26 protein-coding genes and 1 pseudogene are annotated in these 23,790 nt (G+C 58.1%); 14 read left to right on the top strand and 13 right to left on the bottom strand.

The window, feature by feature from the left end:
* Positions 1–75: 75 nt before the first annotated feature.
* Together ACVW0C_RS06180 and sixA are read left to right on the top strand one after the other, a co-directional pair.
* Positions 76–2,211, top strand: coding sequence for a lytic transglycosylase domain-containing protein (locus ACVW0C_RS06180; RefSeq protein WP_457384651.1), 2,136 nt, complete (start codon positions 76–78; stop codon positions 2,209–2,211).
* Between the two features lie 137 nt (positions 2,212–2,348).
* On the top strand, positions 2,349–2,960 hold the full coding sequence (sixA, locus tag ACVW0C_RS06175; protein ID WP_457384650.1) for a phosphohistidine phosphatase SixA: 612 nt from the start codon (positions 2,349–2,351) through the stop codon (positions 2,958–2,960).
* Between the two features lie 61 nt (positions 2,961–3,021).
* Here sixA and ACVW0C_RS06170 read toward each other — a convergent pair whose 3' ends face one another.
* Positions 3,022–3,315, bottom strand: coding sequence for a DUF3082 domain-containing protein (locus tag ACVW0C_RS06170; protein WP_414375373.1), 294 nt, complete (start codon positions 3,313–3,315; stop codon positions 3,022–3,024).
* An 84-nt stretch (positions 3,316–3,399) separates the two neighbouring features.
* On the opposite strand from ACVW0C_RS06170, the gene ACVW0C_RS06165 reads away from it, so the two are divergent.
* Positions 3,400–4,092: a J domain-containing protein gene (locus ACVW0C_RS06165; RefSeq protein ID WP_457384649.1), complete on the top strand. Its 693-nt coding sequence runs from the start codon at positions 3,400–3,402 to the stop codon at positions 4,090–4,092.
* Here ACVW0C_RS06165 and ACVW0C_RS06160 read toward each other — a convergent pair.
* The 3 genes from ACVW0C_RS06160 to ACVW0C_RS06150 all read right to left on the bottom strand — a co-directional run bounded on the left by ACVW0C_RS06160 (position 4,084) and on the right by ACVW0C_RS06150 (position 6,878).
* Positions 4,084–4,953, bottom strand: coding sequence for an SDH family Clp fold serine proteinase (locus ACVW0C_RS06160; protein WP_457384648.1), 870 nt, complete (start codon positions 4,951–4,953; stop codon positions 4,084–4,086). The genes ACVW0C_RS06165 and ACVW0C_RS06160 overlap by 9 nt on opposite strands.
* Before the next feature lie 70 nt (positions 4,954–5,023).
* The gene (locus ACVW0C_RS06155; RefSeq protein WP_457384678.1) at positions 5,024–5,905 is read right to left on the bottom strand and encodes a hypothetical protein; all 882 of its coding nucleotides are present in this window, start codon (positions 5,903–5,905) and stop codon (positions 5,024–5,026) included.
* Between the two features lies 1 nt (position 5,906).
* On the bottom strand, positions 5,907–6,878 hold the full coding sequence (locus ACVW0C_RS06150) for a fatty acid desaturase (protein WP_457384647.1): 972 nt from the start codon (positions 6,876–6,878) through the stop codon (positions 5,907–5,909).
* Between the two features lie 369 nt (positions 6,879–7,247).
* Here ACVW0C_RS06150 and psaK point away from each other — a divergent pair, with 369 nt between their 5' ends.
* Both psaK and ACVW0C_RS06140 read left to right on the top strand, forming a co-directional pair.
* The gene (gene psaK / locus ACVW0C_RS06145; protein ID WP_011431775.1) at positions 7,248–7,493 is read left to right on the top strand and encodes a photosystem I reaction center subunit PsaK; all 246 of its coding nucleotides are present in this window, start codon (positions 7,248–7,250) and stop codon (positions 7,491–7,493) included.
* A gap of 121 nt (positions 7,494–7,614) precedes the next feature.
* Positions 7,615–7,752 carry a photosystem II reaction center protein K gene (locus tag ACVW0C_RS06140; protein WP_414332566.1) on the top strand — a complete coding sequence of 46 codons (138 nt, stop codon included), beginning with the start codon at positions 7,615–7,617 and terminating at the stop codon, positions 7,750–7,752.
* 338 nt (positions 7,753–8,090) lie between these two features.
* On the opposite strand, the gene ACVW0C_RS06135 is transcribed toward ACVW0C_RS06140, so the two are convergent.
* Complete coding sequence (locus tag ACVW0C_RS06135) at positions 8,091–8,630, bottom strand: DUF3611 family protein (RefSeq protein WP_414332564.1); 540 nt, start codon at positions 8,628–8,630, stop codon at positions 8,091–8,093.
* 182 nt (positions 8,631–8,812) lie between these two features.
* Here ACVW0C_RS06135 and ACVW0C_RS06130 point away from each other — a divergent pair, with 182 nt between their 5' ends.
* Positions 8,813–9,967 (top strand): RNA-guided endonuclease InsQ/TnpB family protein, encoded by a 1,155-nt coding sequence (locus ACVW0C_RS06130; protein WP_457384646.1) that lies wholly within the window; start codon positions 8,813–8,815, stop codon positions 9,965–9,967.
* A gap of 23 nt (positions 9,968–9,990) precedes the next feature.
* Here the strand turns inward: ACVW0C_RS06130 and ACVW0C_RS06125 are convergent, their stop codons facing one another.
* Positions 9,991–10,335 carry a DUF4168 domain-containing protein gene (locus ACVW0C_RS06125; RefSeq protein ID WP_414331953.1) on the bottom strand — a complete coding sequence of 115 codons (345 nt, stop codon included), beginning with the start codon at positions 10,333–10,335 and terminating at the stop codon, positions 9,991–9,993.
* Positions 10,336–10,723: 388 nt separating this feature from the next.
* On the opposite strand from ACVW0C_RS06125, the gene bchI reads away from it, so the two are divergent.
* Positions 10,724–11,782 carry a magnesium chelatase ATPase subunit I gene (gene bchI / locus ACVW0C_RS06120; RefSeq protein ID WP_457384645.1) on the top strand — a complete coding sequence of 353 codons (1,059 nt, stop codon included), beginning with the start codon at positions 10,724–10,726 and terminating at the stop codon, positions 11,780–11,782.
* A gap of 3 nt (positions 11,783–11,785) precedes the next feature.
* Here bchI and ACVW0C_RS06115 read toward each other — a convergent pair whose 3' ends face one another.
* The 3 genes from ACVW0C_RS06115 to ACVW0C_RS06105 form a co-directional block, all read right to left on the bottom strand.
* Positions 11,786–12,484 carry a cofactor assembly of complex C subunit B gene (locus tag ACVW0C_RS06115; protein WP_457384644.1) on the bottom strand — a complete coding sequence of 233 codons (699 nt, stop codon included), beginning with the start codon at positions 12,482–12,484 and terminating at the stop codon, positions 11,786–11,788.
* A 388-nt stretch (positions 12,485–12,872) separates the two neighbouring features.
* Entirely contained in the window at positions 12,873–13,406 is a 534-nt protein-coding gene (locus ACVW0C_RS06110; RefSeq protein ID WP_457384643.1) for a thermonuclease family protein, read from the bottom strand.
* Positions 13,407–13,608: 202 nt separating this feature from the next.
* A complete protein-coding gene (locus ACVW0C_RS06105; RefSeq protein ID WP_414328685.1) occupies positions 13,609–13,737 on the bottom strand; it encodes a hypothetical protein in 129 nt (42 codons plus the stop codon).
* An 88-nt stretch (positions 13,738–13,825) separates the two neighbouring features.
* Between ACVW0C_RS06105 and ACVW0C_RS06100 the strand changes: the two are divergent.
* The 3 genes and pseudogenes from ACVW0C_RS06100 to ACVW0C_RS06090 all read left to right on the top strand — a co-directional run.
* Positions 13,826–14,052: pseudogene (locus ACVW0C_RS06100) on the top strand (transposase); the annotation flags it as partial.
* A 177-nt stretch (positions 14,053–14,229) separates the two neighbouring features.
* Positions 14,230–14,817 carry a CPBP family intramembrane glutamic endopeptidase gene (locus tag ACVW0C_RS06095; protein ID WP_414328684.1) on the top strand — a complete coding sequence of 196 codons (588 nt, stop codon included), beginning with the start codon at positions 14,230–14,232 and terminating at the stop codon, positions 14,815–14,817.
* A 120-nt stretch (positions 14,818–14,937) separates the two neighbouring features.
* A complete protein-coding gene (locus tag ACVW0C_RS06090) occupies positions 14,938–15,783 on the top strand; it encodes an alpha/beta hydrolase (protein WP_457384642.1) in 846 nt (281 codons plus the stop codon).
* A gap of 79 nt (positions 15,784–15,862) precedes the next feature.
* On the opposite strand, the gene ACVW0C_RS06085 is transcribed toward ACVW0C_RS06090, so the two are convergent.
* Complete coding sequence (locus ACVW0C_RS06085) at positions 15,863–16,918, bottom strand: hypothetical protein (protein ID WP_457384641.1); 1,056 nt, start codon at positions 16,916–16,918, stop codon at positions 15,863–15,865.
* A gap of 292 nt (positions 16,919–17,210) precedes the next feature.
* Between ACVW0C_RS06085 and ACVW0C_RS06080 the strand changes: the two genes are divergently transcribed.
* A complete protein-coding gene (locus tag ACVW0C_RS06080; RefSeq protein WP_414522330.1) occupies positions 17,211–17,861 on the top strand; it encodes a peroxiredoxin in 651 nt (216 codons plus the stop codon).
* Between the two features lie 102 nt (positions 17,862–17,963).
* On the opposite strand, the gene scpB is transcribed toward ACVW0C_RS06080, so the two are convergent.
* Both scpB and ACVW0C_RS06070 read right to left on the bottom strand, forming a co-directional pair.
* Positions 17,964–18,461 (bottom strand): SMC-Scp complex subunit ScpB, encoded by a 498-nt coding sequence (gene scpB, locus ACVW0C_RS06075; protein ID WP_414374371.1) that lies wholly within the window; start codon positions 18,459–18,461, stop codon positions 17,964–17,966.
* Positions 18,462–18,632: 171 nt separating this feature from the next.
* Positions 18,633–20,789, bottom strand: a complete 2,157-nt coding sequence (locus tag ACVW0C_RS06070; protein ID WP_457384640.1) for an NAD(P)H-quinone oxidoreductase subunit 5 — start codon at positions 20,787–20,789, stop codon at positions 18,633–18,635.
* A 336-nt stretch (positions 20,790–21,125) separates the two neighbouring features.
* On the opposite strand from ACVW0C_RS06070, the gene ACVW0C_RS06065 reads away from it, so the two are divergent.
* Entirely contained in the window at positions 21,126–21,482 is a 357-nt protein-coding gene (locus tag ACVW0C_RS06065) for a single-stranded DNA-binding protein (RefSeq protein WP_414350270.1), read from the top strand.
* Positions 21,483–21,507: 25 nt separating this feature from the next.
* On the opposite strand, the gene ACVW0C_RS06060 is transcribed toward ACVW0C_RS06065, so the two are convergent.
* Positions 21,508–22,356 carry a cobalt-precorrin-6A reductase gene (locus tag ACVW0C_RS06060; RefSeq protein ID WP_457384639.1) on the bottom strand — a complete coding sequence of 283 codons (849 nt, stop codon included), beginning with the start codon at positions 22,354–22,356 and terminating at the stop codon, positions 21,508–21,510.
* Here ACVW0C_RS06060 and ACVW0C_RS06055 point away from each other — a divergent pair.
* The gene (locus ACVW0C_RS06055; RefSeq protein ID WP_011431791.1) at positions 22,355–22,870 is read left to right on the top strand and encodes a bifunctional nuclease family protein; all 516 of its coding nucleotides are present in this window, start codon (positions 22,355–22,357) and stop codon (positions 22,868–22,870) included. The genes ACVW0C_RS06060 and ACVW0C_RS06055 overlap by 2 nt on opposite strands.
* A gap of 30 nt (positions 22,871–22,900) precedes the next feature.
* Positions 22,901–23,722 carry an MOSC domain-containing protein gene (locus tag ACVW0C_RS06050; protein ID WP_457384638.1) on the top strand — a complete coding sequence of 274 codons (822 nt, stop codon included), beginning with the start codon at positions 22,901–22,903 and terminating at the stop codon, positions 23,720–23,722.
* Positions 23,723–23,790 lie beyond the last annotated feature (68 nt).

Below are 23,790 nucleotides of genomic sequence, written 5' to 3'. Positions count from 1 at the left end.
CAAGTATCGAGTTGTCTGGTGACTCAACGCAGTCAGGTTGAGTATCGTAGTTCAGAGGTGGTGGGGAGGTAAAGCATGGGGATCCTGACAAGCAGCCAACGACGCTGGATAAGATGGGCTGCCGGTGTGCTGGCAGCAGGAGCAGCTCTGGGTGGGGCCGTCTGGGGCTTCTACACCTCATCCTGGGCAGAAACCGCGGAGGTGGCCTCTGCACCAGAAGACAGGGATCCGACGCAACTGCCCCAAACTTCCACAACGGCCTTTCTGCGGGCCTACGCAGCGCTGCAAGCCGGCCAAGCGCAATCTGCCTTGAAGGATTTGCAAGGGCTGGAAGAGAGCCTGCCGGTTTTGAGGGAAGAGATTTGGAAGCTCAGGGCCCAAGCCTATGAACAGTTGCAGGATAAGGAAACAGCCCAAGGGATCTGGTGGCCCCAGATTTTGCAGGAATATCCCCACAGTCCTGTGGCCGCCTACGCCCTCTGGGGGATGGGCCAGGTGGATCGGCTGCGGCAGCAATTTCCCACCCACCCGCTGACTGGACGTGCCCTCAAGCATTTGCTGGAGCTGGATCCCGACCGCTATGACCTGCTGCGGGATTTGGCCCAACATCACCCGCAAACCCCTGGGCTAACGCCGTTGCTGGATCGCTGGCGGCAGGCTCAAGAGGGATCCCTCACGGCTTCCGACTGGCAGATCCTCGCCGATGCCTACTGGGAGCAACGGGAGTACGGCAAAGCTGCCCGGGCCTATGGGCGTGCCCCCGCCACCTCTCAGAACCTCTACCGCTGGGGCCGCAGCCACCAGATCTCGCGGGAGTTTCCCCAGGCCAAAGCGGCTTACCAAGCGCTGCTGGCACAGTTTCCCGATGGGCCAGAGGCTTCTCTCACCCGCCGCCGTTTGGCGGAACTGAGCGACCTGCCGACGGCGATCGACTTGCTTCGACAGGTGGGAGCCGGCTCAGATAAAGAAGCTCCAGAGGCGTTGCTTAGCCTCAGCCAGCTTTACGATCGCAACGCCAGCCCCCAATCGGCCCAGGCTACTCGGCAAGCCCTTTGGGATCGCTTTCCAGCCAGCGAAGCTGCAGCCAATGCCGCCTGGACAGTGGCCTGGAGCCAAGCACAAGCAGGCAATCTCAGCCAAGCCATCGCCCTGGCCCAACAGATCGGATCTGCTCAGCGGGATACAGAAATGGGGGCACAACTGCTCTACTGGGCGGGCAAATGGCGGGAACAGCAGGGGGATGTGGCTGCAGCTCGGCAGACCTATCGGCAGGTACTGCGGCAGTTTCCCCACACCTACTACGGCTGGCGGTCGGCAGTGCAACTGGGCTGGCCGGTGGGGGATTTCTACAGCGGGCGCAAAAGGGTTGAGGTGGATTTTCAGCCGGTGCGCCAACCGTTGCCAGGGGTCTCTGCAGTTACGCAAACCCTGCATTTGATGGGAGCCAGCCAACTGGCCTGGGAACGCTGGCAGGGCGAAACTCCCGTGCAGCGGGATCCCCGCCAGATGAGCGTTGCCGAGCGCTTTGTCACGGGCATTTTGCGCAACAGCGCCGGAGATCACCTGCGGGGCATTAACCAGGTGGCTGCTTTGCGCTTCAGCGAAGAGCCGGATCCCCTGCTGGAGACGTTGAGGCAGCGCCAAGATTTCTGGCAGGCCATCTATCCGCTGCACTACTATGCCGGCCCAGACAATTCCTGGAGCGGGGATCCCTACGCCCAACCCGGCTTGGCCCACTGGTCACGGCAATTTAACCTCAATCCCTTGATGGTGGCGGCTTTGATCCGGCAGGAATCCCGCTTTGAGCCAGAGATCGTCTCGGCCTCGGGGGCTTTGGGCTTGATGCAGGTGATGCCCGCTACTGGCCGCTGGATTGCCCAGCAGATCGGCCTGGCCCAGTACAGCCTCACCAACCCCGCCGACAATCTCTACCTGGGATCCTGGTACTTCGACTACACCCACCGCACTTACCAAGACAACACCTTGCTGGCCCTGGCCAGCTACAACGGTGGCCCCGGCAACGTGGCCAGATGGCTGAACCGCTTTGGCTTCGGGGATCCGGACGTGTTTGTGGAGCAGATCCCCTTCCCCGAAACCCGGGGCTATGTGAAGTCCGTGTTTGGCAACTACTGGAACTACTGGCAGCTCTACACCCAGGAGGGGCGCACCTTGGTCAGCCAGCGCTTGCATAACCCCTCGTCTTCTTCGTGATCTCTGGTTTTGTCGCGGAAGTGCTGCCGTAGAGGGAGTGGGCTTTTTTCCCACAGTATTCTGGGAGAGTTACAGTTATTCCAAGATTTGGCAGTCAAGATTTGACAGTGCCGTTCGCGCTGACAGGACGGAGTTCTATGGTCTCTGGGTCTGAACAACAGGAGAGCGTTCGCGTTAGCGGTGCGGAGCACTATCGCGTTAGCGGTGCGGAGCACTATCAGGGGGCGGCAGAAAAGCAGACTGCCCGACAGGAATTGGCCGTGGATTTTATTCGCCATGGCATAGCCGAGGAACCCCGGCCAGAAGTCGAGGATGCCTTTCGGGCCCTTACAGACGAAGGTCGCAGGCGCTGCCGCAAGATTGCCCGCCAGCTCAAGAACATGGGCTGGAGGTGGGATCTCCTGCTCACCAGTCCCCTGGTGAGGGCTCGGCAGACGGCTGAGATCTTTTTGGACGAGAACCTGGCCGAAGCTGTGGAGGTGTTTGAACCGCTGGCTCCGGGCGGCAGTTTTGCTGACCTGGTGCGCTGGCAAGCAGAGCGGGAACCTCTGGCGTCTTTGGCTCTGGTCGGTCACCAGCCGGATCTGAGCCTGTGGGTGCAAACGGCCATTGGGCTGAACCCGGCCCATGCCGACGCGATCACCCTCAAAAAAGCGGGCCTGGCCCAAGTGCGCTTTGCGGAAGGCCGGATTGACTACCGCCAGGGATCCCTGACTTTGTTGCTCTCCCCCAAGGTGGTGCTGCGCTGAGAAGAAGCTGGCTCATCATGATAAACGCCCAACGAGTCGGCCAGAGGTTGTGCCCCCAGCTTCAGCGCCGAGAGGAGGTCAGCCGCTCGCCCAGCAATTGCACACAATAGGCCGCCAGCCCCAACCCCACCATGGCAAACATGAAGGCAATCAGGGAAACGGAACCGACCAGCAGGTAGCGCACCAGAATGCTGATTCCGCGGGCCAACGATCCAATCTCCACCTCAATTGGCGGCAACTTGGCCAACATCGAGAGCAGCAGTTGAAAGAACCCGTAGCCCAAACTGACGGCGATGGCGGCCCCCAAGAGGGCACTGAAAGGGTTGGGGGATCCCTGGGGCGAGGCGGAAGACATGGGGCAGCACCGGAAAACTCACCTTTATTCTAGGCTGCAGGTACAATGTGGAAGTTTCTTTTCTTTCCGGCAAGCCTAGGGGTTATGGAGAGCGGATCGGGAGTGGGATCCCACTACGAAGTTTTGGGCGTTTCCGTGGGGGCGACGGCGGAGGAGATCAAGTCCGCCTACCGTCGTTTGGTCAAGTACCACCATCCCGACAGCCTGCTGGCCAAAAAAGATCGGGCCACCGCTGAGCGCATCCGCCAGATCAACGCTGCCTACGCGGTGCTCAAAGATCCGCAATCTCGCCGCGACTACGACCGGCAATTGCACTCCAGCCGCACCTCACCCTGCCCTCAGCCGACGGGATCCCCCCGTGAAACCGTCAGCCACGAAGCCATCGCCCGCGCAGCCTGGATCCAACAGGTCTACACCCCCCTAAACCGAGTTTTGGGGCCCCTGCTGTCTTCCCTAGAGCCTCAGTTGCATGCTTTGGCGGCGGATCCCTTTGATCCCAACCTGTTGCAGTCTTTTGCTGACTATCTGGAAGAGTGTGCGCAGAAACTGGCCCAAGCCCAGCAGATCTTTGGCCGCCTCCCCAATCCCAGCAGCCTGGGGGGAGTGGCTTCTCGCCTCTACTACGCCCTCAACCACCTAGAGGACGCTCTAGAGGAGCTGCAGTATTTCCCCCTGAACTTCGACGACCGCCATCTGCACACCGGACAAGAGCTGTTTCGCCGGGCAGGGGGGCTGCGCCTGGAAGCTATGGAAGCTTACGCCAAGAGTTCACCCTAAGCCAGAGCGGGATCCCCCTCTGGGCAGAGCGGGGCGGGGATCATAGGGGATGGGGATGTACTGCACGGAAGGGCGGCCCATGGTGGCCTGTGGGTACAAGTCCATCAGGGCATAGATTTGGGGTGGCAACTCGGTAGAAATGGGCAGGCCCAACCTTTGGGCTTCTTCGGCAGTGATCGGGTAGTCGTGGGTAACTTGTCCACTGGTTAGGTACTGGATGAGGGGCTCGATGCGTTCGGGGGCAATTTTGCGCTTGGGCACATCGTCCTTCAGGAGATCCCGCACGAAGTTCTGTACCTGTTGCATCGCTTTGCGGGCCAGATCCGCCAGGATCAGGGTTTGGTCGTCGATTTCGGCAATGGGTTTATCCGCCACCACCTGCAGAATACTGGCGGCAGCATACCCCCCCAACTGCGGATCCACCGGCCCCAGGACTGCATTGGCATCCATGACGATTTCATCGGCGGCCAGGGCCAGCATCGTCCCCCCCGACATGGCGTAGTGAGGCACGAAGACCGTCACTTTGGCCGGATGGCGGATCAGGGCGCGGGCAATTTGCTCCGTAGCCAGCACCAGGCCACCGGGGGTATGCAAAATCAAATCAATCGGGGTATTGGGTGGGGTAAGGCGAATTGCCCTCAACACCTGTTCGGAGTCCTCGATGCTGATGTAGCGGGAGACCGGGATCCCCAAAAAACTGATCGACTCCTGGCGGTGAATGAGCAGAATCACCCGGCTGCCCCGCTTTTGCTCCAACTCCCGAATGGCCATCAAGCGCCGGAACTCTTGGGCACGACGGTTCAGCAGAGGTTGCAAAGAGCTGAAGATCAGGAAAATCCAGAACAGGCTGCCCCAGTCCACTTTCGCACCTCAAGTGGGATCCCTTTGACTCCAGCATAGGGGATCCAAAATCTTCGGCGATCCCTGAGCCTCATGAGTTGGGTTCAGACGCCGCGAAAAAGCGATCCAAAGCCTGCAGCAAATCCGGTACGGAAGCTTGGTCAATCCAGGATCGAATATAAGCCTGCTGCTCCGCCAAGTTTTCAATGCGGCCCAACTTTTGCATGGCCAAGTAGCGGGTTTCTGCCTCGGCGCGATTGGTTTGCAAGTCCAGCCGCTGCTCCGGGGTCAGCGGATACTCCGTTTGGGCCAGCAGGTAATCCGCCACCATCATGAACAGCAGAGGCCCCGCCAATTCCACCTGAGGCTCGGCTTCTGGCTCAGAATCAGCAACAGCGAGATCTTGGAGATCTTGAAGGAGATCCTGCCCCAGTTGCAGCAGCTCCTCTGCCGAAGCCGCCCGCAGCACCGTCTCGGCAGTGGCCCGGAGCGGCTCTGGGGAAACCCTGTGGTGAGTGGCCAATTCCGCCAGGGCCTGTTCCCATTGATCCCGTTGGGCTTGCACCACAGCCCGCTCTTCTGGAGAAAAGTCCAACCGCTCCAGCACCACCTGCAGAGCTACAGCCCCCACCAACAGGGGGGGGAAGCGCAGCACTGTAGAGGCGGATCCCGCCTGCTCCAAAAAGGCTTCCAAATCCGGGCCAGATCCCCTGTCCAGCAAGTCCTGCAAGTAGGCCAACACCTCTTGAGGCGAGGTCAACCTGAGGATCCCTCGCACCTGTGCCCGCAAGTCTGCCGGGATCCCAAGGAGCTGCACCTGGACTTCGGCCCGCGCCTGCGCTTCTGCAATCAACTCCGGCAAATCTGCCGTTGCCCGACCGGCCTGCAACAAAACCTGGCTAGAGTCCTGCAACAGGCTGGCCGCTTCCACAAACAGCAGCACCTGCGGGACTTGCAGCGTTGGCCAAACCATGCTAGCCAAGCTGTGGATCCGCAGGGGATCCCTCCGATTCTGGATTGGCTGGCGCAGCGGGGTGAGCTGAAGTGGGCTTGTGCCAGTGCAGACCGATCAGAGCATCGTACAAAAAGCCCCAAAACTCTCCCTTCTCCCAGATCCCCAGCGTTTGCTGGCAGTTGCGCGCGTCCAGCTCAGGTTTGGCTGCCCAGTAGGCTGCTTGGTATTTGTACCAGGGAACAGAAGGCCAGAGATGGTGGATCAGGTGATAGTTTTGCCCCAACAGCAGAATGTTGGTCAGCCATCCGGGATAGACGCGGGCATTGTACCACCGCTCTTGGGATTGAAAAGGGCGATGGGGCAGGTAGTCAAAAAACAAGCCCAGCAAGAACCCCATGATAAAGGCAGGGGGTAGCCAATAGTTCATGATGTAGTCGGTGTAGCCGAAGTAACCGGCCAGACCAAAGGTCAGGATAACCACCAGCCGACTCAAGCCCCACTCCAGCAGATCCCAGCGACCTTTCCGCCAGAGCTGCCGCTTAAAGAAAAACACCTCATGGTAGAAAAACCGCGGCGCGATCAGCCACAGCGGCCCTCCCGTTGAGACATAGTGATCTGGATCGTCTTCAGGATGGTTGACGTGGGCGTGGTGCTGCATGTGTACCCGCTTAAAGACGGGATAGACAAAACCCTGCAACAGGGCAGAGCCGTGTCCGAGTGCCTCGTTCAGAAAGCGGTTGCGGTGGGCCGAGCCATGGGAAGCATCGTGAATCACCGTGCCCAGAACATAGAGGGCCACAAAATTGAGCCAGAACACCATCCATTTGGGCCAGTGCCAAAAGGCGTACCCGCCAAAGCAAGAGGCCGAAAGCACCACCGCAGCCAAAAACATCAGCAAGGTGGGATTCCAAAATTCCGAGGGTGGCCCCAACAGCTCACGAGGCAATGCGAAAGGTTTTTGGGCCGATTCAGCAGTAGCAGCAACAGTCATCGGCAGCCATCCTTAGGTGCGCACAGTGCAGACAGAGAGGATGGGTCGAGGCAGCGCGTCCCAGTCATCACACCGAAAAGAGATCGAAGAGATAAGTTTGTTAACTTTCGTTAGTATACGGCAGAGACCTGCCCAGCTTCTCAGCCCAAGCCTTATTTTCCTCACAACCCCAGCCATGGGGGCACCTTCCTCTCCTGGCCAAGGATTCCTGAGGGATCCCGGCAACGGCAAACCGCCCCTGAAGCCGGAGAAAAGCCGTAGTGTGAGGTTCTGTTGCAGCCTCTGTTGCAATTCATGTGCAGATTGCGAGGGGATCCCAGCAGGAGGGGTAATCTAAGGGTCGGTTAACCTGAGCTGAGGATGGAAACCATGATGCCTGTTGTTGCGCTGTTGGCTCTGACCGCTCAAACCAGCCCCTGGTCCCCCCTGAACGCCGTGATCATTCTGCTCTGCACAGGGCTGGCTTACTTGAGCTTCAAATCCTCCTCTGGAGTGGCCTCAGAGACTGGGCCGGTACTGGGAATGACCTGGCCAGAAGTCATCGGGGTTGCCAGCTTTGGCCATTTGTTGGGAGTGGGGGTCGTTTTGGGCCTCTCTAACATTGGCGTTCTCTAGGTCGCCACTTCCTTTACATTTCTTGAACTTAGTCCGGATCCCTGCTGGATGATGTTAAGCTCTATTTTGATTCTGAAAGAAGCAGTTTCTTCAGCCGCATTTTCCCCTGAGGTTTGTTGCTATGTCAGCGATGGTGCTCCTGGCCAGTTTGCCGGAAGGCTATGAATTGTTTGACCCGCTGATCGACATTTTGCCGATCATCCCTGTTCTGTTTTTCCTGCTGGCTTTTGTCTGGCAAGCGGCAGTGGGCTTTAAGTAAAGCCATTGCTTTTACTGAGGTCGCAAAGGTCTCAAAGGCCTGGGTGGTCTGGAGAAAACTCAAGCAAACCTAAAGGGCTTCCCCCAGCTTATCTCCCAAGTTGGGGGCTCTTTGCTTTGCCCATTTATGGTCATTTCGATTCAAACTAGGACACTGCACCCACGCCTAAAACGTTAAATGCACCGTGCCAGAAGGCCTTTCAAGGACTCCGTCCCGCTAGCGCGAACAGTAGCTCAGGTGTCTTGCCCTGAACTGGAACGACTGTAAACGACTATAAAAACAACAAGCCGTCTCGCCACTGTCCACATGACTCCCAAAGGTGGGCCAGGGATCCGGCGCTAGGGCTCACGGTCGAGGACACCGGTAATCCAGAGAACCCCTGCCAAGCAGACGAAGTGGGCAAACGTCACGTTGATGTTGGCGGCCAGCAGCAGCACTCCTGTCACCTGGTTGGCCTGGGTGCGGGAAAACATGCGCGCCAACAGCTCGCCCACTTGGGCTTCCATACCAATCAAAGCAAGGAAGGCCCCAATGAGGCTGACATAGGTGACCAACTGCAACTGCTTGGGCAAATCCAATTGGCTTAGGGCATCAGCAGAAGCTGAGCGGCGCTCCGCGTGGAGCAAGTAGCGCCAGTTGAAAAATAGACCGGCTGCCAGGGTGAGCAATGTAAACAAGGTGAACCAGAAGGCGATGACAGCCCCCAGCGAGTCATCTCGATAGACGGTATTTTGGCCGATTAAAAAGCCAAACCACAGCAGCAGCGCCGTCGCCCCCAAGATTGCCTGGAACCAAAACCCAAAGCGACGAGTCATGCGCAAACGAGACTTCATCCGCTCGATAGCCGCCCGTACTGACGGCGACATGGGCTCGTTCATCTTTTTCCCCCGCTCGCCTGGATGAACACCAACGTTCGCTTCCAGCCTATCTTCATTCTCCGGCCCCAGTCACCAAATTTTCGGGCTGGAGGCCCGAACCATAGCCGCAGGCTTGGTGTCGGGAGGAAAGCCCTCCTCCATATAGGTTTGCTGGCCAAGTCTGGATAAACTACAATAAGCCCATGAGCCAGACTATCTCTGTACGTTGCAAGCTGATAGTCCCACAAGAGTTGCGTCAAGAGATTGACCGCACTTTGCAGGGCTTTGCGAATGCTTGCAACCAGATTCTCGACGCCGCCAAACAAAAGAACTGCTGGAACACCGCTAAGCTGCACCACTTGGTCTATCGGCCGGTAAGGGCAGCAACGGGGCTGAAAGCCAACCACGTCTGTCAGGCGCTCCATCGGGTGATTAGCAATGCCAAGGCGGTGAAGCAAGTCCACAAGTTCCGCCCCACCAGTCTGACTTTGGACGCTCGTACTTTTGAGTACCGAGAGTCCGACCAAGCCGTGGGCGTGACCCTGATGAGCGGACGGGTTTGGCTCAAGCTCAAGATTGGCGGTTATCAAATCGCTTTGCTGCGGGGGCAAACGCCCACCAGCGCTACTCTGTCCAAGACCAAGCAAGGGGACTACTACATCAACATTGCTGTTGAGCTGGATACTCCCCCGACTGGCAAGACTCCCAAGGTAATCGGAGTTGACTTGGGCAGGCGGGATATCGCCACCGCTAGCAACGGACGCTCTTGGGGTGGAGAACACATCCAGGCCGTCCGTGACCGGTTCAGCCGTGTACGCGCCAAGGTTCAATCCAAACGCACTCGCAGCTCTAGGAGGCTGCTGAGAAGGCTCTCTGGGAGAGAACGACGCTACCAGACATGGCTGAACCATAACATCAGCAAAACCTTGGTCAGGGATGCCCAGGCTATTGGTGCGGCACTAGCTTTTGAAGACTTGACAGGCATTCGAGAGCGCCTGAATCAGAAGCCTCGGAGCAAGACTGAGCGGCGCAGGACTAACAACTGGGCGTTCTACCAGCTCAGGATGTTTGTAGCCTACAAGGCTGCCATTGCTGGAGTGCCTGTGGTGCTGGTGCCGCCTGCCTACACCAGCCAGACCTGCCATAAATGCCTGCACATCCACCCTGAGCGGGGTAAGTCCTACCGCAATGGCAAGTCGTTCAAGTGTGGACACTGCGGGTGGGAAGGGGATGCTGACCATAACGCTGCTCAAGTAATCTCTCTCCTTGGGGCGACTGTAAACTCGCCTGAAATTCCGAAACTTAGCTGTCCTCTGGGGCCGCTAGGGATTGGGATAAAGCCCGCACCCTGCGCATAGCGCGGGTGTCGGGTAGTTTACTTTTATCGGACTGGCGGTTGGGGATCCTCGCTTTGCAGGCGGAGAATTTCGGCCTCAATGCGCTGTTGCAAAGCTTTGCCCTCTTCGGAGCGGATCAAGAGTGTAATGCGGTTGTAGTCGGGCACAGTCATACCGTGGCGAGTGATGATCTCGGTCGCGGTGCGGATGAATTCTCGCCGGATTTGATCTTTGCTGGCTGGGTCGTTTGTGGCTTGGGAGCGCTTTTGGGCCTCTTGCCGGTGGGGCTCCATCTCCAAGACGATACGGGCGTACATTGTTACCTGCTCATCGCTCAACACCACAGAGGTGGTGGGGGTTTGAGCCACGGCAAGAGAAACAGTCAGCACAGGGATCCAAGTGCAAACCCAGATCAAACCCACCAGCCCTTTTTGGACCACGCTTTGGATTGGAAATGCCGTCCACCGTCTCCGACTTGCTTTGCCTGACACTGCTGATGTCTCCCCACCCGCCAACTGTTGCTCAGGTTGCCTAGGGTTTTTGTGAGCTTTCGGCCCCACGCCGGTTCAACACTCTGATGAACCCCGCGGGCTTCGATCCTATCTGCTTCTCTCTGTGAAAGCCCAGGGCGTCGTCCACGCTGACAACTGAGCTTGCTTTTCCATTTGACCGAAAACTGGTCTTTAGGTTCCAGTTCCAGTCCCTTTCCAGCCTATCTGACACCCAGAAGGGAGTGGCCTCTGGGATAATGGGGATGAATCGCTGGTTATTGCCCCTATGAACTTGGAACGTCGCCCGGTTTTCCCGTTTACGGCCATCGTCGGCCAAGAGGAGATGAAATTGGCCTTGCTCCTCAACGTGATCGACCCGCGCATTGGCGGAGTGCTGATCATGGGGGATCGCGGCACGGGCAAATCCACCACCATCCGCGCTTTGGCCGACCTGCTGCCCCAGATCGAGGTGGTGAAAGGGGATCCCTTCAACAGCCACCCGCGGCAGCGGGACTTGATGAGCGATCAAGTGTGGGAGCGCCTGCAGGCGGGAGAAACGCTGGAAAGCACTTGGATCCAGGTGCCGATGGTGGATCTGCCCTTGGGGGCAACAGAAGACCGAGTGTGTGGCACTCTCGACATTGAGCGGGCCTTAGCTCAGGGGGTGAAGGCTTTTGAGCCGGGGCTGTTGGCCAAGGCCAATCGAGGCATCCTTTACGTGGATGAAGTCAATTTGCTGGATGACCACTTGGTGGATGTGTTGCTGGATGCGGCGGCCTCAGGCTGGAACACCGTGGAACGGGAGGGCATTTCCATTCGTCATCCGGCTCGGTTTGTGCTGGTGGGATCCGGCAACCCGGAAGAGGGGGAATTGCGGCCTCAACTGCTGGATCGCTTTGGCATGTTTGTCCAGATCGAAACGGTGCGAGATGCTGCCCTGCGGGTGCGGATCGTGGAGGAGCGCAGCCAGTTCGACGCCGATCCCCAGGCTTTTTTGGCCAAGTATGCCGATTCCCAGCAGCGCCTGCGGGAGCGCATCGAAAAAGCCCAATATCTTTTGCCCAACGTGGCAGTGGATCCCGACTTGCGCTTGAAGATCTCCGGAGTATGTGCGGCTTTGGAGGTGGATGGACTGCGCGGAGACATTGTAACCAACCGGGCTGCCAAAGCCCTGGCAGCTCTAGAGGGGCGCAGTGAGGTCACCGTCGCCGATATCCGTCGGGTGATCAGCCTGTGTTTGCGTCACCGCCTGCGCAAGGATCCCTTGGAAACCATCGACTCCGGCTACAAGGTGGAAAAAGCCTTCAGCGAAGTGTTCCAGGTGAGCCTAGAGAGCGCCGCCTAGCCCTCACCCCCCAGCCCCTCTCCCAGGGGGAGAGGGGAGTAGAGTGGCTGCTAGCTTGTCGGCAATGGCGGCAATCCAGGTTTGCTCCTGCCGGCTGAAGCTGCGTGGGGTATCGCTCCCCAAAATCAAGCACCCTTTCTGGCCGATGGGCTGGCACAGCACGGCTTGGGATCCGGGGGGCAACAGGCCATCGAACTCGGCGCGGGCCGGGAACAGCTTGAGATCCACCAAATACACGGGCCGCCCCGTCTGCAAGACCCGCTGTAAAACGCTCTTGGGCTGAATGGAGGGCATCTGGCCGGGGGTGGCTAGGATCCCCCGTTGTAGGAGGGTTCGCCCACCCACCCAGATCACCACGGTGCGGGCGGCGGTGGTGCTGAGCAGGGTATGGGAGGCCCAAGCCAGCTCCAGTTTCTCGCTTTCGGAAAGATCGGGATGCCAATCACAGCCGGGGATCCCCTGCAGGGGGGCCGTTTGGGGTGGAAGAGGCTGGATCTGCTGCCACAGCAGGCCGGTCAGGACCAAAACGGCGCTGAGGAGGATCCCCAAGGCATCTGAACGGGACTGGCTGGTGAGCAATTCCGGCGTAAAGGCCAGTCGATTGATGACCAAGAGGGCGCTGCCCAAAAGGCCGGTCACCAGAGGCAGCCGCCTCACCCAGCGATTGGGATCCCTGGGGGCTGGAGTGGGTTCAACCGTCAAGGCAGGCTAGGCATAACCTAGAGGAAGTAACGGGAGAGAAGGGAGAAGCTGATACATTTACGCTGAACACTGCTGAACATCACTGTTCAACTATGCAGCGATAGCATTCTGTTTGTTTCCAAACAGAATGGCGGTATCCCGCAAAGCTTTGAGTAGAATACCCAAAGCGCAGTTTCCGTGTCGTCTTACTACCAATTTTCTGCTTTGCTTTGGCTACCATGTTGGCAGACTCGAAAGTAAACAGAAAGATCAACTGGTAGTAATCCGTACTGAACATATTATACATTATTTTCAGTATAGTTGAGCTTATTATTGACTAGAGTCATGCTCTTTCCTCTCTGCTCCCTTGAAGATTAAATAAAGAACTGAAGTTCAGTATAAAGCCAACTCAGAGACGGCTCCAAATGCCAAGGCGCTCCTGCTGGGCTTTTTCTTGTAGGCCACCGTAGTAGCTGTCGTACTTGATGTTGTGGCTGTAGGGGACGATACGGGCCAGGCCATTGCGCACCAACATGGCGTTCATCTGATGGCCTTCTAACCAGACATAGGCCTCCACCAAGCCCGTAGCATCTACGTTGCGCAGCAGCTTATCCCCTTCCAGCTTGACGGTGCGGTAGAGGATGCGCTCCCGCATCAGTTCAATGGCTTGCTGGTAATAGGGGTTTTCTTCCGGGCTGAGACCCTCGATCCCGGCCAACCGGATTAGGCGCATCTTCTGTTCCCCTTCGATTTGCACCACTAGGGTGTCGCCGTTGACCACCCGCACCACAACCGCATCTGGGTAGCGATCGAAGCGGTGGTTGTCGAAGTAGAACGGGGTATCGGGAACGACCCGGGGCTCTCCAAACCCGTGGCTGGGAAGGACGGGTATGGCCAGAAGCAATCCCAATGCAGCAGAGCCGAGAGCAATACGCTGGAACATGACCTTAATTCCCCACTTTGGACGCAGCCCCCTCTTCTTTTCCCGCCGGGGAGTTTCCGGTGGCAACGCTCAAAGTGTAATGGTAGCGGCAACTCTCCAGAAAACAATCCCACCGCAGATTTGAATTGGCCAGCAGTAGATCCGCCGTTGGTTGGGTTGCCCAAGGCTCCCAGGCGACTGAGCCATTCCTGCTCGCTTTTCTTCAGTTCCCCGGCTCTCCCCGCAGTTGCTGGGCAAATTTGTCGGCGAACTTGTCGCTGTCGAAGCGAGCCTGCGCGTTTTGAATGGCTTGGTGAATGCGCCGCTCGGTCGCGTCCGTGGTGCGGAGCACTTTGCACCCATCTCGGGTGTGGGTATTTGGGGTATAGCCGGGCTGAGGGTAAAAGCTTGGAAGCCCTTCTCTACTCTAAGCCTTGAATCACGTTTTTCTTTCTGCTTCTCCCAAGGTGGCTCCGGCGGTCGTTGCCAAGGTATTAAAAGTTCCACGGCTCCTGCTCTCTTTGGGAGACATTCTGAACTCAAAAAGAGGCTCTGGGGTGGTTATTTGTAGAACCCAAGCTACTACGCGGGTACAGCGGGGCAAGTTTCCGGAGAGGTTATCAAGCGCTACACAGAGGCTCAGAAGACAGAGCAAGGGGGCGATTGAGTCCCTTTGGTCACACTCAAGGCTCATATCCATGCTGGCTTACAAGCTGAGGCAGTTTTGAGGGACGCTCTGTAGTTGCTGTCAACCTGCCGTGAACCTAGGACCGCTGAGATAAACGATGATAAAAACAGCAGCTGCTGTTAACCCTCCGGAGTTCGAAGCCTAGGGATCCCCTCCATGACTTCCCAGATTCAGCCCTGCACACGCGAACAGATCTTGAATGGAATGGGCATCACCACCCTGTTTTCGGCTCTCATTGTGGGTCTCTGGATCTGGCTGGGATCCTCCTTTCCCGTGCCGTTTCGCTGGGATCCCCTAGCCTTGGCGTGGGGGGCAGGGCTGGGACTGGGGGTGGCTCTGCTCAGCGGCGGGGTTTACCGGCTCTGGCCAGCCTATCGTCGGGCAGCCACTGCCTACTTACACTGGGTGGCGGATCCCTTGCAGTGGGGAGATATCCTTTGGGTGGGCCTGCTGCCGGGCTGGAGCGAGGAATGGCTGTTTCGCGGTGTGCTGCTGTCAGCTCTGGTGGCCAGCCCCTTAGGGTGGACAGGCGGGATCCTGCTGAGCGGCCTCTTGTTTGGCGCCTTGCATTGGCTGGGATGGCAGGGCTGGCCCTATGCCGTCTGGGCCAGCGGGGTTGGTATCCTCATGGGGATTGGCTTGTGGCTGTCGGGAAACCTGTTGGTCACCATTGTCGCCCACACCCTTGTCAACTGGATTGGGGTTTGTGCTTGGAAATGCTTTTTCTCTCAAGCGGAGCCCTGAAGGATGCAGTTTTCCTGCTCCCCTCTTCCCTTATGGGAAAGGGGTTGCCTGTAAGCAGCGCAGAACCTTGGGCAAGTGCCGCAAATTGAGCTTAACTTACTTGTCGATGCCTTCCTGTCAATGCCCCACCGAGATCTCCTACAACTAGTTTGGGGATCCTTCCCATGGCTGCGCGTGGGGCGATCCTTGCTGCTGGTCGGGCTGGTGGTGTACGGCTACCTGCTCTGGCTGGGCTGGTTTCAATCGGAGCGAATGATCTTTTTGCCTCGTCCCGCCAGCTATCGAGATGGGGACGCCATTCTCAAGCTCACGACCTCTGATGGGCTGCAGATTTCAGCGGTATATCTGCCCAATCCGGCTGCTGCTTATACCCTCCTCTATAGCCATGGCAACGCTGAAGACTTGGGGGATATCCTGCCCCGCTTGGTGCACCTGCAGCAGGCTGGGTTTGCCGTCTTGGCCTACGACTACCGCGGTTACGGCACCAGCGAAGGGATCCCTTCCGAGGCCGGCGCTTACAAAGACATCGAGGCCGCTTACGCTCACCTGGTTGCCCAAGGGATCCCGCCGGAGCGGATCTTGGTCTATGGAAGATCAGTAGGGGGCGGGCCCTCGGTTTACCTGGCAGCGCAAAAACCAGTGGGCGGCCTGATCCTGGAATCTACTTTCGTGACTGCCTTCCGCGTCTTGACGCGCATCCCGCTGCTACCTTTCGATCGCTTCGACAACCTCAGCCGCATGGCCAAGATCAATTGCCCGCTGCTAATTTTGCACGGCACCCATGATCGTTTGATCCCCTTTTGGCACGCTGAAACCCTTTATCAAGCAGCGAGGGATCCCAAACGCTTGGTGCCCATCGAGGGAGCCGATCACAACAACTTGCTGCAGGTGGCCAGAGAGCGCTATGTCACCATCCTGCACCAATTCGTAGCCGAGCTGGTGGATCCCAAGCTGCAGGCAGGCTGAGCAGCAACTGCCAATGTTCCCTTCCTTGCGTAACTGGGAGGTCGCGAGCGGGAATAGGAATGGTGGCGTTAACTGGCCTTTAAGCTTTTTGAGCCAGCAATTCTTGCAACAGATTCTGCGCCGTCTCCATAAAGCGCATCACATCGGGCTGATGGCTCCAGATGGGGTCATTTTCAGGAAAAACCTCCAGCGAGAACATACCCTGCACTGTCTGGAGGTAGGGCAGCAGGACGGCATAGCTGGCCTGGCTGAGACCAGACCTCAGAACCTTATCCAAGAGCTTGAGCATCTGCCGTACCAGCTCCCAGCTCACTTTCAAAGGGGGGTAGAGCATCACACAGAGGGGAAACAGCTCCTGCTGGATAGCCGCCATGCTGCCTTCTAGGGCACAGAGGCCCAAGTACACCTGAAACATCTCCACATCGCGGATGCTGGAAATCCGCACGTTCAGATCTGTCAAGGGACCGCTTTCGCAGTGATAGTCCGGAAAACGTTGGGCTACCTCGGCACAAATGGACTCTGCCACGCTGGTAACCAGGGGCAAGAGCTCTTGAATAGCAGCCAAAGGCGCAGAAAAGTGATCGCCTGCCTGGGCGGCAGCGGCCTCGTACATCCTCTGCAAAGGCATGTACAGGTGGTCATCCATGACCTTCAAGTAGGGGTGGAAGAGACCCCGCTCCTGGGGCAGCAGAGCCTGCAGGACCATTTGCCCCGTGTAGTGAAATTGCATGCTTAAAAAGCCAAGTACCCGCGGATCCGGCTTGCTGTAGCGAGCCCGCAGCTGGCCACAAGATGGCGCGATCTTTACCGAAAAGCGGGCTGGTGAGAGGCCCTCCCCACAACTTGCTGCTGCCTTTTCAAATAACTCCTGGGAATCCTCGGCAATTTGCCAGGGATCAATCAAGTCCGGATCCAGCCGCTGCCTCGGTATTTCAGCAGCCAAGAGCCGCTCCGTCTTCGCCCAGGCCTGGGAGCTGGCAAAGCGCAAAGATCCCTTCACCTTGTCAGCTAGAGGGGCGCCTGGCAGCTCGCCCAAGGCAGCCTGTGCCCGTAGCTCGTCTACATATTTTTGCGCCCACAGGGTGGCCAAGCTGCAAGGTGTAACGGTTTCTGCGTCTTGCCTCAATTCTTCCATGGCCTACCTTACGTCAGAGGATCTAGTGCTACCTAGCATACTTCTAGGGGGCTACCGCTGCAGCAAAGAACTTAAGGAACGTTAAGATCCGCGCAGCAATTGTTTACGTTCTGCCTGGGCGCAAGGCGTCAGGGAAGAGGAGGAGCACTCCCTCCCGCCAGCAAGAATCTTAAAATCACCTGCAATCCGCTCGGAAAAGTGGAGTTATGTGGCAAGATCGGGAGGGATCGGATCGAAGGATTCGGATCCCTGTCTCACCGGATTGAACCCTTTTACGGAGGATCAAGAGCGTATGTCTCTCCGACTTGGCGATACTGCTCCCAATTTCACGCAAAAGTCTACCCACGGCGAAATCGATTTCTACTCTTGGGCCGGGGATAGCTGGGTGGTGTTGTTCTCTCACCCCGCCGACTACACGCCGGTCTGCACCACGGAGCTAGGCACTGTTGCGAAGCTGATGCCCGAATTTGAAAAGCGGGGTGTGAAGGTGATCGCCCTCAGTGTGGACGATGTGGACTCCCACGTCGGCTGGGTAAAAGACATCGAGGAAACCCAGAACACCACCCTGAACTATCCCATCTTGGCGGATGCAGACCGCAAGGTTTCTCAGCTCTACGACATGTTGGATCAAACCAACATCAACCAAGAAGGGCTGCCCCTGACGGTGCGCTCGGTGTTCATCATCGATCCCAACAAGAAGATACGCCTCATTCTTACCTACCCGGCCAGCACAGGCCGCAACTTCGACGAGCTCCTGCGGGTGATCGATGCCCTGCAGTTGACGGATAAGTATAACGTTGTCACTCCCGCCGACTGGAAAGACGGTGACGATGTTATCATCCCGCCTTCGTTGAAAGATCCGGAATTGCTGAAAGAAAAGTTCCCGAAAGGCTATCAGGAAATTAAGCCTTATTTGCGGGTCACCCCTCAGCCTAATAAGTAGTAAAAGCCCGAACACCAACTTTGACGGGCGCTTGAGAAGGGATCCCTTCGTCGGGTAAAGCTGGGATCCTTTTGGTCTGGATCCCCTTATCGGGGATCCTTTTTACTGTTCGGGGAAGGAGGCTGCCTCTGCTGCTTTTTTGGCCAGCTCATCTACCGTGAAGTAGCGATGAAACTTATCGGTCACCCGCAACCAGGGGGAACGGCAGCCTTCTTTGCGATAGCGGGTCACAAAGCCTTTTTCCACCAACTCTGCCACGTGCTGATAAGCACCTTGACCGCGCAACTCCACCAAATCGGCTTGCGAGAGCGGGCCACGCAAAATGATTGTAGCCAGGGTACGGGTAGCACCCACCCCAATTTCAGGGGGTAAAAGCTGGTTGGCCAGCTCCAAAAACGGCTCCCGCAACTGCAGGGCAAACCCTTCCCCCACCTGTAGGACTTCCAGGGCAGAATCGCGATGGGCATAGTCTTCCATTAATTCCAGCAGCGCATCGTAGGCTTCGTCGCGACTGCAATGGGCCAACTGGGCCAGGGCGGATAGCTCCAGGGGCTGCCCTTTTAAGTAGAGGATCGCTTCGATCTGATTTTTCAGGGCCAAGACACGCTCCCTCTGACCTTGCCTTTCCGCCAACAAGGGATGCGAAATCGACTTAAGAGAACGCGGGGCCATTGCAACAAGGGATCCGCTCAACTTGCTCCGTAGCATAGCAGCAGTTCTAGGCTGAGGGATCCCTTGGCCAAGCGGGCCGGATCCATCCTCGCCTTCGAGCTAGAACCCTACCCCTGATGCCACCACCATCACCACCACCGCTGCAAAGATAATCAAAGCGTAAAACTGGGCCTTGCCGCTCTCCAGGTATTTCATCGCCTCGCCGCTCACCATGGTCACCAAGCCCGTCAGGTTGACCACACCATCCACGATGCGGCTGTCCACCTCCAGCGCCTCCCGTGCCACAAAGCGGGTGCCCTGCACAAAGACTCGCTCATAGAGGTCGTCAATGTACCACTTGTTGAGGGAGAAGTAGTAGAGCGGCTGCAGGCTTTGGGGGAAGGTGCCCGGGTCGATGCGCTTTTGCCAGTAGATCAAGCTGGCCAAAGTGATGCCGATCAGCCCGATGCCCACGGAACTACCCGCCATGATTAGAAACTCTGCCCAATCGAAATGGCCCGCCAGCACCTCCTGCCACTCTGCTGCCACCAGCGGCAAAATCGAGCCTGCCTCTGCCACAGACTCAGTCGGTGGGTGGATGAAAGCTTCAAAGAAGTTGGCAAAAGGGGTACCCACCAGGCCAATCAGCACAGAAGGGACGGCCAGAGCCAACAGCGGGAAGGTCATCGACCAAGGGGACTCATGGGGCTCTGAGGCATGGGCATCTCCGTCGTGCAGGTTTTCGTGGGCTTCAGGATGGCTGCTGGGCTGGGGTTTTTCTTGAATGTTCATGGCTCCAGGGCCAAAGGCCGGTTGTTTCCCCGCAAAAACGTAGGCAAAAGTTGGCACAGGACGGCCGTGGCTGATGGCCACCTCCTGCCGCAGTCTCAGGTTGGTGCCGCGAAACTCCCCTTCGAAGGTGAGGAAGTAGATGCGGAACATGTAGAAGGCGGTGATCCCGGCGGTGAGGAAGCCCACCCCCCACAGAGCTGGGTTCCGTTCGAAAACAGCGCCCAAGATCTCGTCTTTAGACCAAAAGCCGGCGAAGGGCGGGATCCCACAAATGGCCAACGTGCCGATCAAAAACGTGATGGCCGTAACCGGCATGTATTTGCGCAACCCCCCCATCAGGCGCATGTCTTGGGCCAAAACCGGGTCATGGCCGACCACCGCTTCCATGCCGTGGATAACTGAGCCAGAGCACAAAAAGAGCATCGCCTTAAAGTAGGCGTGGGTCATCAGGTGAAACAGGCCCGCCCCATAGGCGCCGCACCCCATGGCCATGACCATGTAGCCCAGCTGGGAAATGGTGGAGTAGGCCAAGCCTTTTTTGATGTCGTTTTGGGTGATGGCAATGGTGGCCCCCAAGAAGGCTGTGCCCGCCCCCGTCCAGGCAATGATGTCCATAGCCACCGGGATCCCTTCCAGCACCGGGAACATGCGGGCCAAGAGGAATACCCCAGCCGCCACCATCGTCGCCGCGTGGATGAGAGCCGAGATAGGCGTGGGACCTTCCATAGCATCCGGCAACCACACATGCAGCGGGAACTGGGCCGACTTGGCCACCGGCCCCAAGAACACCAACACCGCAAACAGGGCAATCAAGCTGCTGCTCACTGCCCCGCTAGCCAGCATCTCCTGCAAGTTGCGCCCGATCTCGTTGAACGCGAAGGTGCCGGAAATCCAGTAAAAACCTAAGATGCCCAACAGCAGGCCGAAATCTCCCACCCGGTTGACCACAAACGCCTTTTGCGCTGCTTCTGCCGCTGCCTGCCGGTCGTGCCAAAAGCCGATGAGCAGGTAGGAGCACATCCCCACCAGCTCCCAGAAGATATAGATCTGCACCAGGTTGGGGCTGACCACCAAGCCCAGCATCGAGGAGCTAAATAAGCTCAGGTAGGCGTAGAAACGCACATAGCCGGGATCGTGGGCCATGTAGCCATCGGAGTAGATTTGCACCAAAAAGGCCACCGTGGTCACCACCACCAGCATCATGGCGCTCAGGTGATCCACGACAAAGCCCATGTCCACCGAGAAGGATCCCGCCTGGGCCCAGGTGAGGGTTCTGAGGACGGTTTCGTGCCCTTGCACCTGGCTGACCAAAAGGGCAAAGGCATGAACCATCGCCGTCCCGGTCGCGAACACGCTCAAAAAGGCAGCCAAAGAGCGGTTGGCCCTTGTCCAGGCGTTGAACATCAGGATACCTAAGCCGAGGAGAAAGGCTGCCACCAAAGGATAGACGGGGATCAACCAGGCGTATGTGTAGATGAATTCCATGGGAAATGCTTCCGAATGCGTCCTCTCACAGCAACGAACCTGCTCTGCTAGCCCTGCAATTGGCCGGTGGGAGTGTCTGGTGGGCTGGCATTTGCTCAACTGCTTCTGCCATTGTAAACTTTTGCGACAGAGTGCGGATCCGGATCCCGAGCATCAAGTCCATCACAGCAGAGGCTTTTCCCAGAGATCAATCGGGATCCCCGCAGCTAAATCTGTAAATATCCTAAAGAATCGGCTCTGAGCCCAAGCTGACGGTCGCAAGCCAAAAGATGACAGGGATCCCTTGCGAGCGCTACAACAAAGGCTAGATCTACTGGCGGTCTGGAGAAGCTGCCCATGAGCTTGAACCTGGTGACCTTGGTGGGGCGAGCCGGCATGGATCCGGAGGTGCGCTACTTTGAGTCAGGCAAGGTGGTCTGTACTTTTAGCTTGGCGGTCAACCGATTCCGCAAAGGGGAAGACAAGCCCGATTGGTTCAGCCTAGAGTTGTGGGGCCGCACTGCCGAGGTGGCCGGAGAGTATGTGCGCAAAGGCAGCCTCATCGGGGTAACAGGCAGCCTCAAGTTCGATCGCTGGAAAGACAAATCCACCGGAGAAGAGCGCCAGAGGCCCATCATCGCTGTAGATCGCCTAGAACTGCTGGGATCCCGTCAAGACCGCGACTCCAACCTGCCCCCCGAAGAGCCGTTTTGACTTGTCTGGCCGGAGCCGGGCAACCTCAAGGTTTGGCTCTGCCCAAGCATCGCCTGCATTCCTGCACCACCTCTGTCAAATCCTGACTGCACCAGGGATAGTCCAACGGGGGTCGCCGGATCACCCACAGAGGGATCCCCAGGGTTTTGGCCACTGCCTGTTTGATCCCCAGCCCACCTGCTTCCCCAGAGGCTTTGCTGATCACCACCTGAGGGCTGAGCTGTTGCCAAAGCTGTAGTTCCTGCTCCAAGCTGAGGGGTAAGCGCATCCCAATCACCCGCTCGGCAGGGATCCCGGCTTGCACCGCTTGGGGAACCGATTCCGGCAGCACCCGTGCCCACAGTTGGCAGCGATCTTGCCAAGGCACAAACAGGGGTAGGGCCTTCACTCCCACCGTCAGCAGCACCCGCCGCCCCGCCAGCACCGCCTCTGTGAGCACCCCCTGCCAGTCCGGCACCACCTGGACCCAGGGATCCAGCTCCAGAGGAGGGCGTTCGTAGCGCAGGTAGGGGATCCTCAGTTGGGCCGTCACCTGGATGGCCAGTTGCGAGATTTGCTGGGCAAAAGGATGAGAGGCATCCACCACTACGCGGATCCGGCACTCTTGCAGGAATTGTTCCAGAGATGGCGGCGAAAATCGGGTGACCACCACCTGACCAGGCAAATCCTGATACAGCCTTCTGGCCCCTTCGGTGGTGACGGTTGCCACCCAAGGGATCCCCTGCCGGCTGAGGGCGTCGGCCAAGCTGCGGCTCTCGCTAGTGCCCCCGATCAAAGCCACTTCAACTGGACTACCAACTGAGCTCATGGTGTGTTGCCAAACTTTGACGCCCGTAGATACGATCAAGATCACCGGCTGGAGGCAATTGCTCATGATCGAGATGCATGTGGCTGGGATTGCGGTCGATGCCGTCAACCAAAACCCCATTGTCATCCTGCGCGATGGCAGTGAGCGTCGTGCCCTGCCCATTTGGGTGGGAAAAGCAGAGGCCAACGCCATTTTGCAGGCGCTGGACGACCAAAAGCCACTGCGCCCCATGACCCATGATCTCATCCTCAACTCCTGGAAGACGTGGGGGATCAAGCTGGAGCGAGTCATCATTCACGCGTTGCTGGATAACACCTTCTACGCGGTGCTCGTCACCGTGAATGGTGACAAAAAACAAGAGATCGACTGCCGCCCCAGCGACGCCATTGCCCTCGCTCTGCGGGCCCATGTTCCCATCTGGACGGTGGAAGAGGTCATTGCGGAAGCCTCGATCCCCATGAACCAGGATGCTGACGAGGCGGAGCGGGAGGCCTTTCGCAAGTTTGTAGAAAATGTAACCCCCAGAGACTTTATCCGCAGCTACCCCATGACCGACCATCCCACCGAAGCCGACAGTTAAGCAATTCAGGCGGAGCCCGGCAGACAGGCCATGCCCCAGGTTGCCAGGTTAACGGTCTATCCCATCAAGTCCCTGGATGGGATCCCTCTGTCTGAGGTGAGGCTGACGGCAGGGGGGACTTTGGAGGGGGATCGGCGCTACGCCCTGGTGGATGCGGAGGGAAAGCGGGTGAACGGCAAGCGCCATGCTGCGGTCCACCGCCTGCGGGCCCGGTTTGATCCCCAGTTGGGCCAGGTGCAGTTGTGGGGGGATGGCAAGACGGCCCAGTTTGACCTGCAGCAGCAGCGGGATGCTTTACAAACTTGGCTCAGCCACTGGTTGGGCTTTCCGGTGCAACTGCTGGAGGATCCTGTCAGGGGATTTCCAGACGATCCCTATGCCGACGGCCCCACCCTGATCAGCACAGCCACTCTGGAGACGGTGGCCGGTTGGTTCCCCAACTTGACCCTGGAAGCGGTTCGGCAGCGCTTTCGCATGAATATCGAGCTGTCGGATTGCTCTGCCTTTTGGGAGGATCGGCTCTTTGCCCAGGCAGATCAAGGGGTGCGCTTTCGCATTGGGGAAGTGGAGCTGCTGGGCCTCAACCCCTGCGCCCGCTGTGTGGTGCCCACCCGGGATCCCCTGAGCGGAGAGGCCTATCCCGGTTTTCAAAAGCACTTCGTGGCGCAACGGCAGAAAACCTTGCCACCCTGGGCCGAAGCCAGCCGCTTTGACCATTTCTATCGCCTTGGAATCAATACGTGGATCCCGAGAACGGAGGCGGGCAAGCACCTGAGGGTTGGGGATCCCGTCGAAATCCTCGGGGTTGAACCCCTCAGCCTTTACCGTAAACTACCCGACCCCGACCGCTAAGCGGTACGGGGCGGGCTTTCAGTAGCCCTGAGCCTGCTCTGCTCTACCAGAGAACAAAACAAGCCCGG

Source organism: Thermostichus sp. OS-CIW-26, from assembly GCF_054058395.1.
Note: the sequence above shows the minus strand (reverse complement) of the source record. Positions and strands in the feature narration are given on the sequence as shown.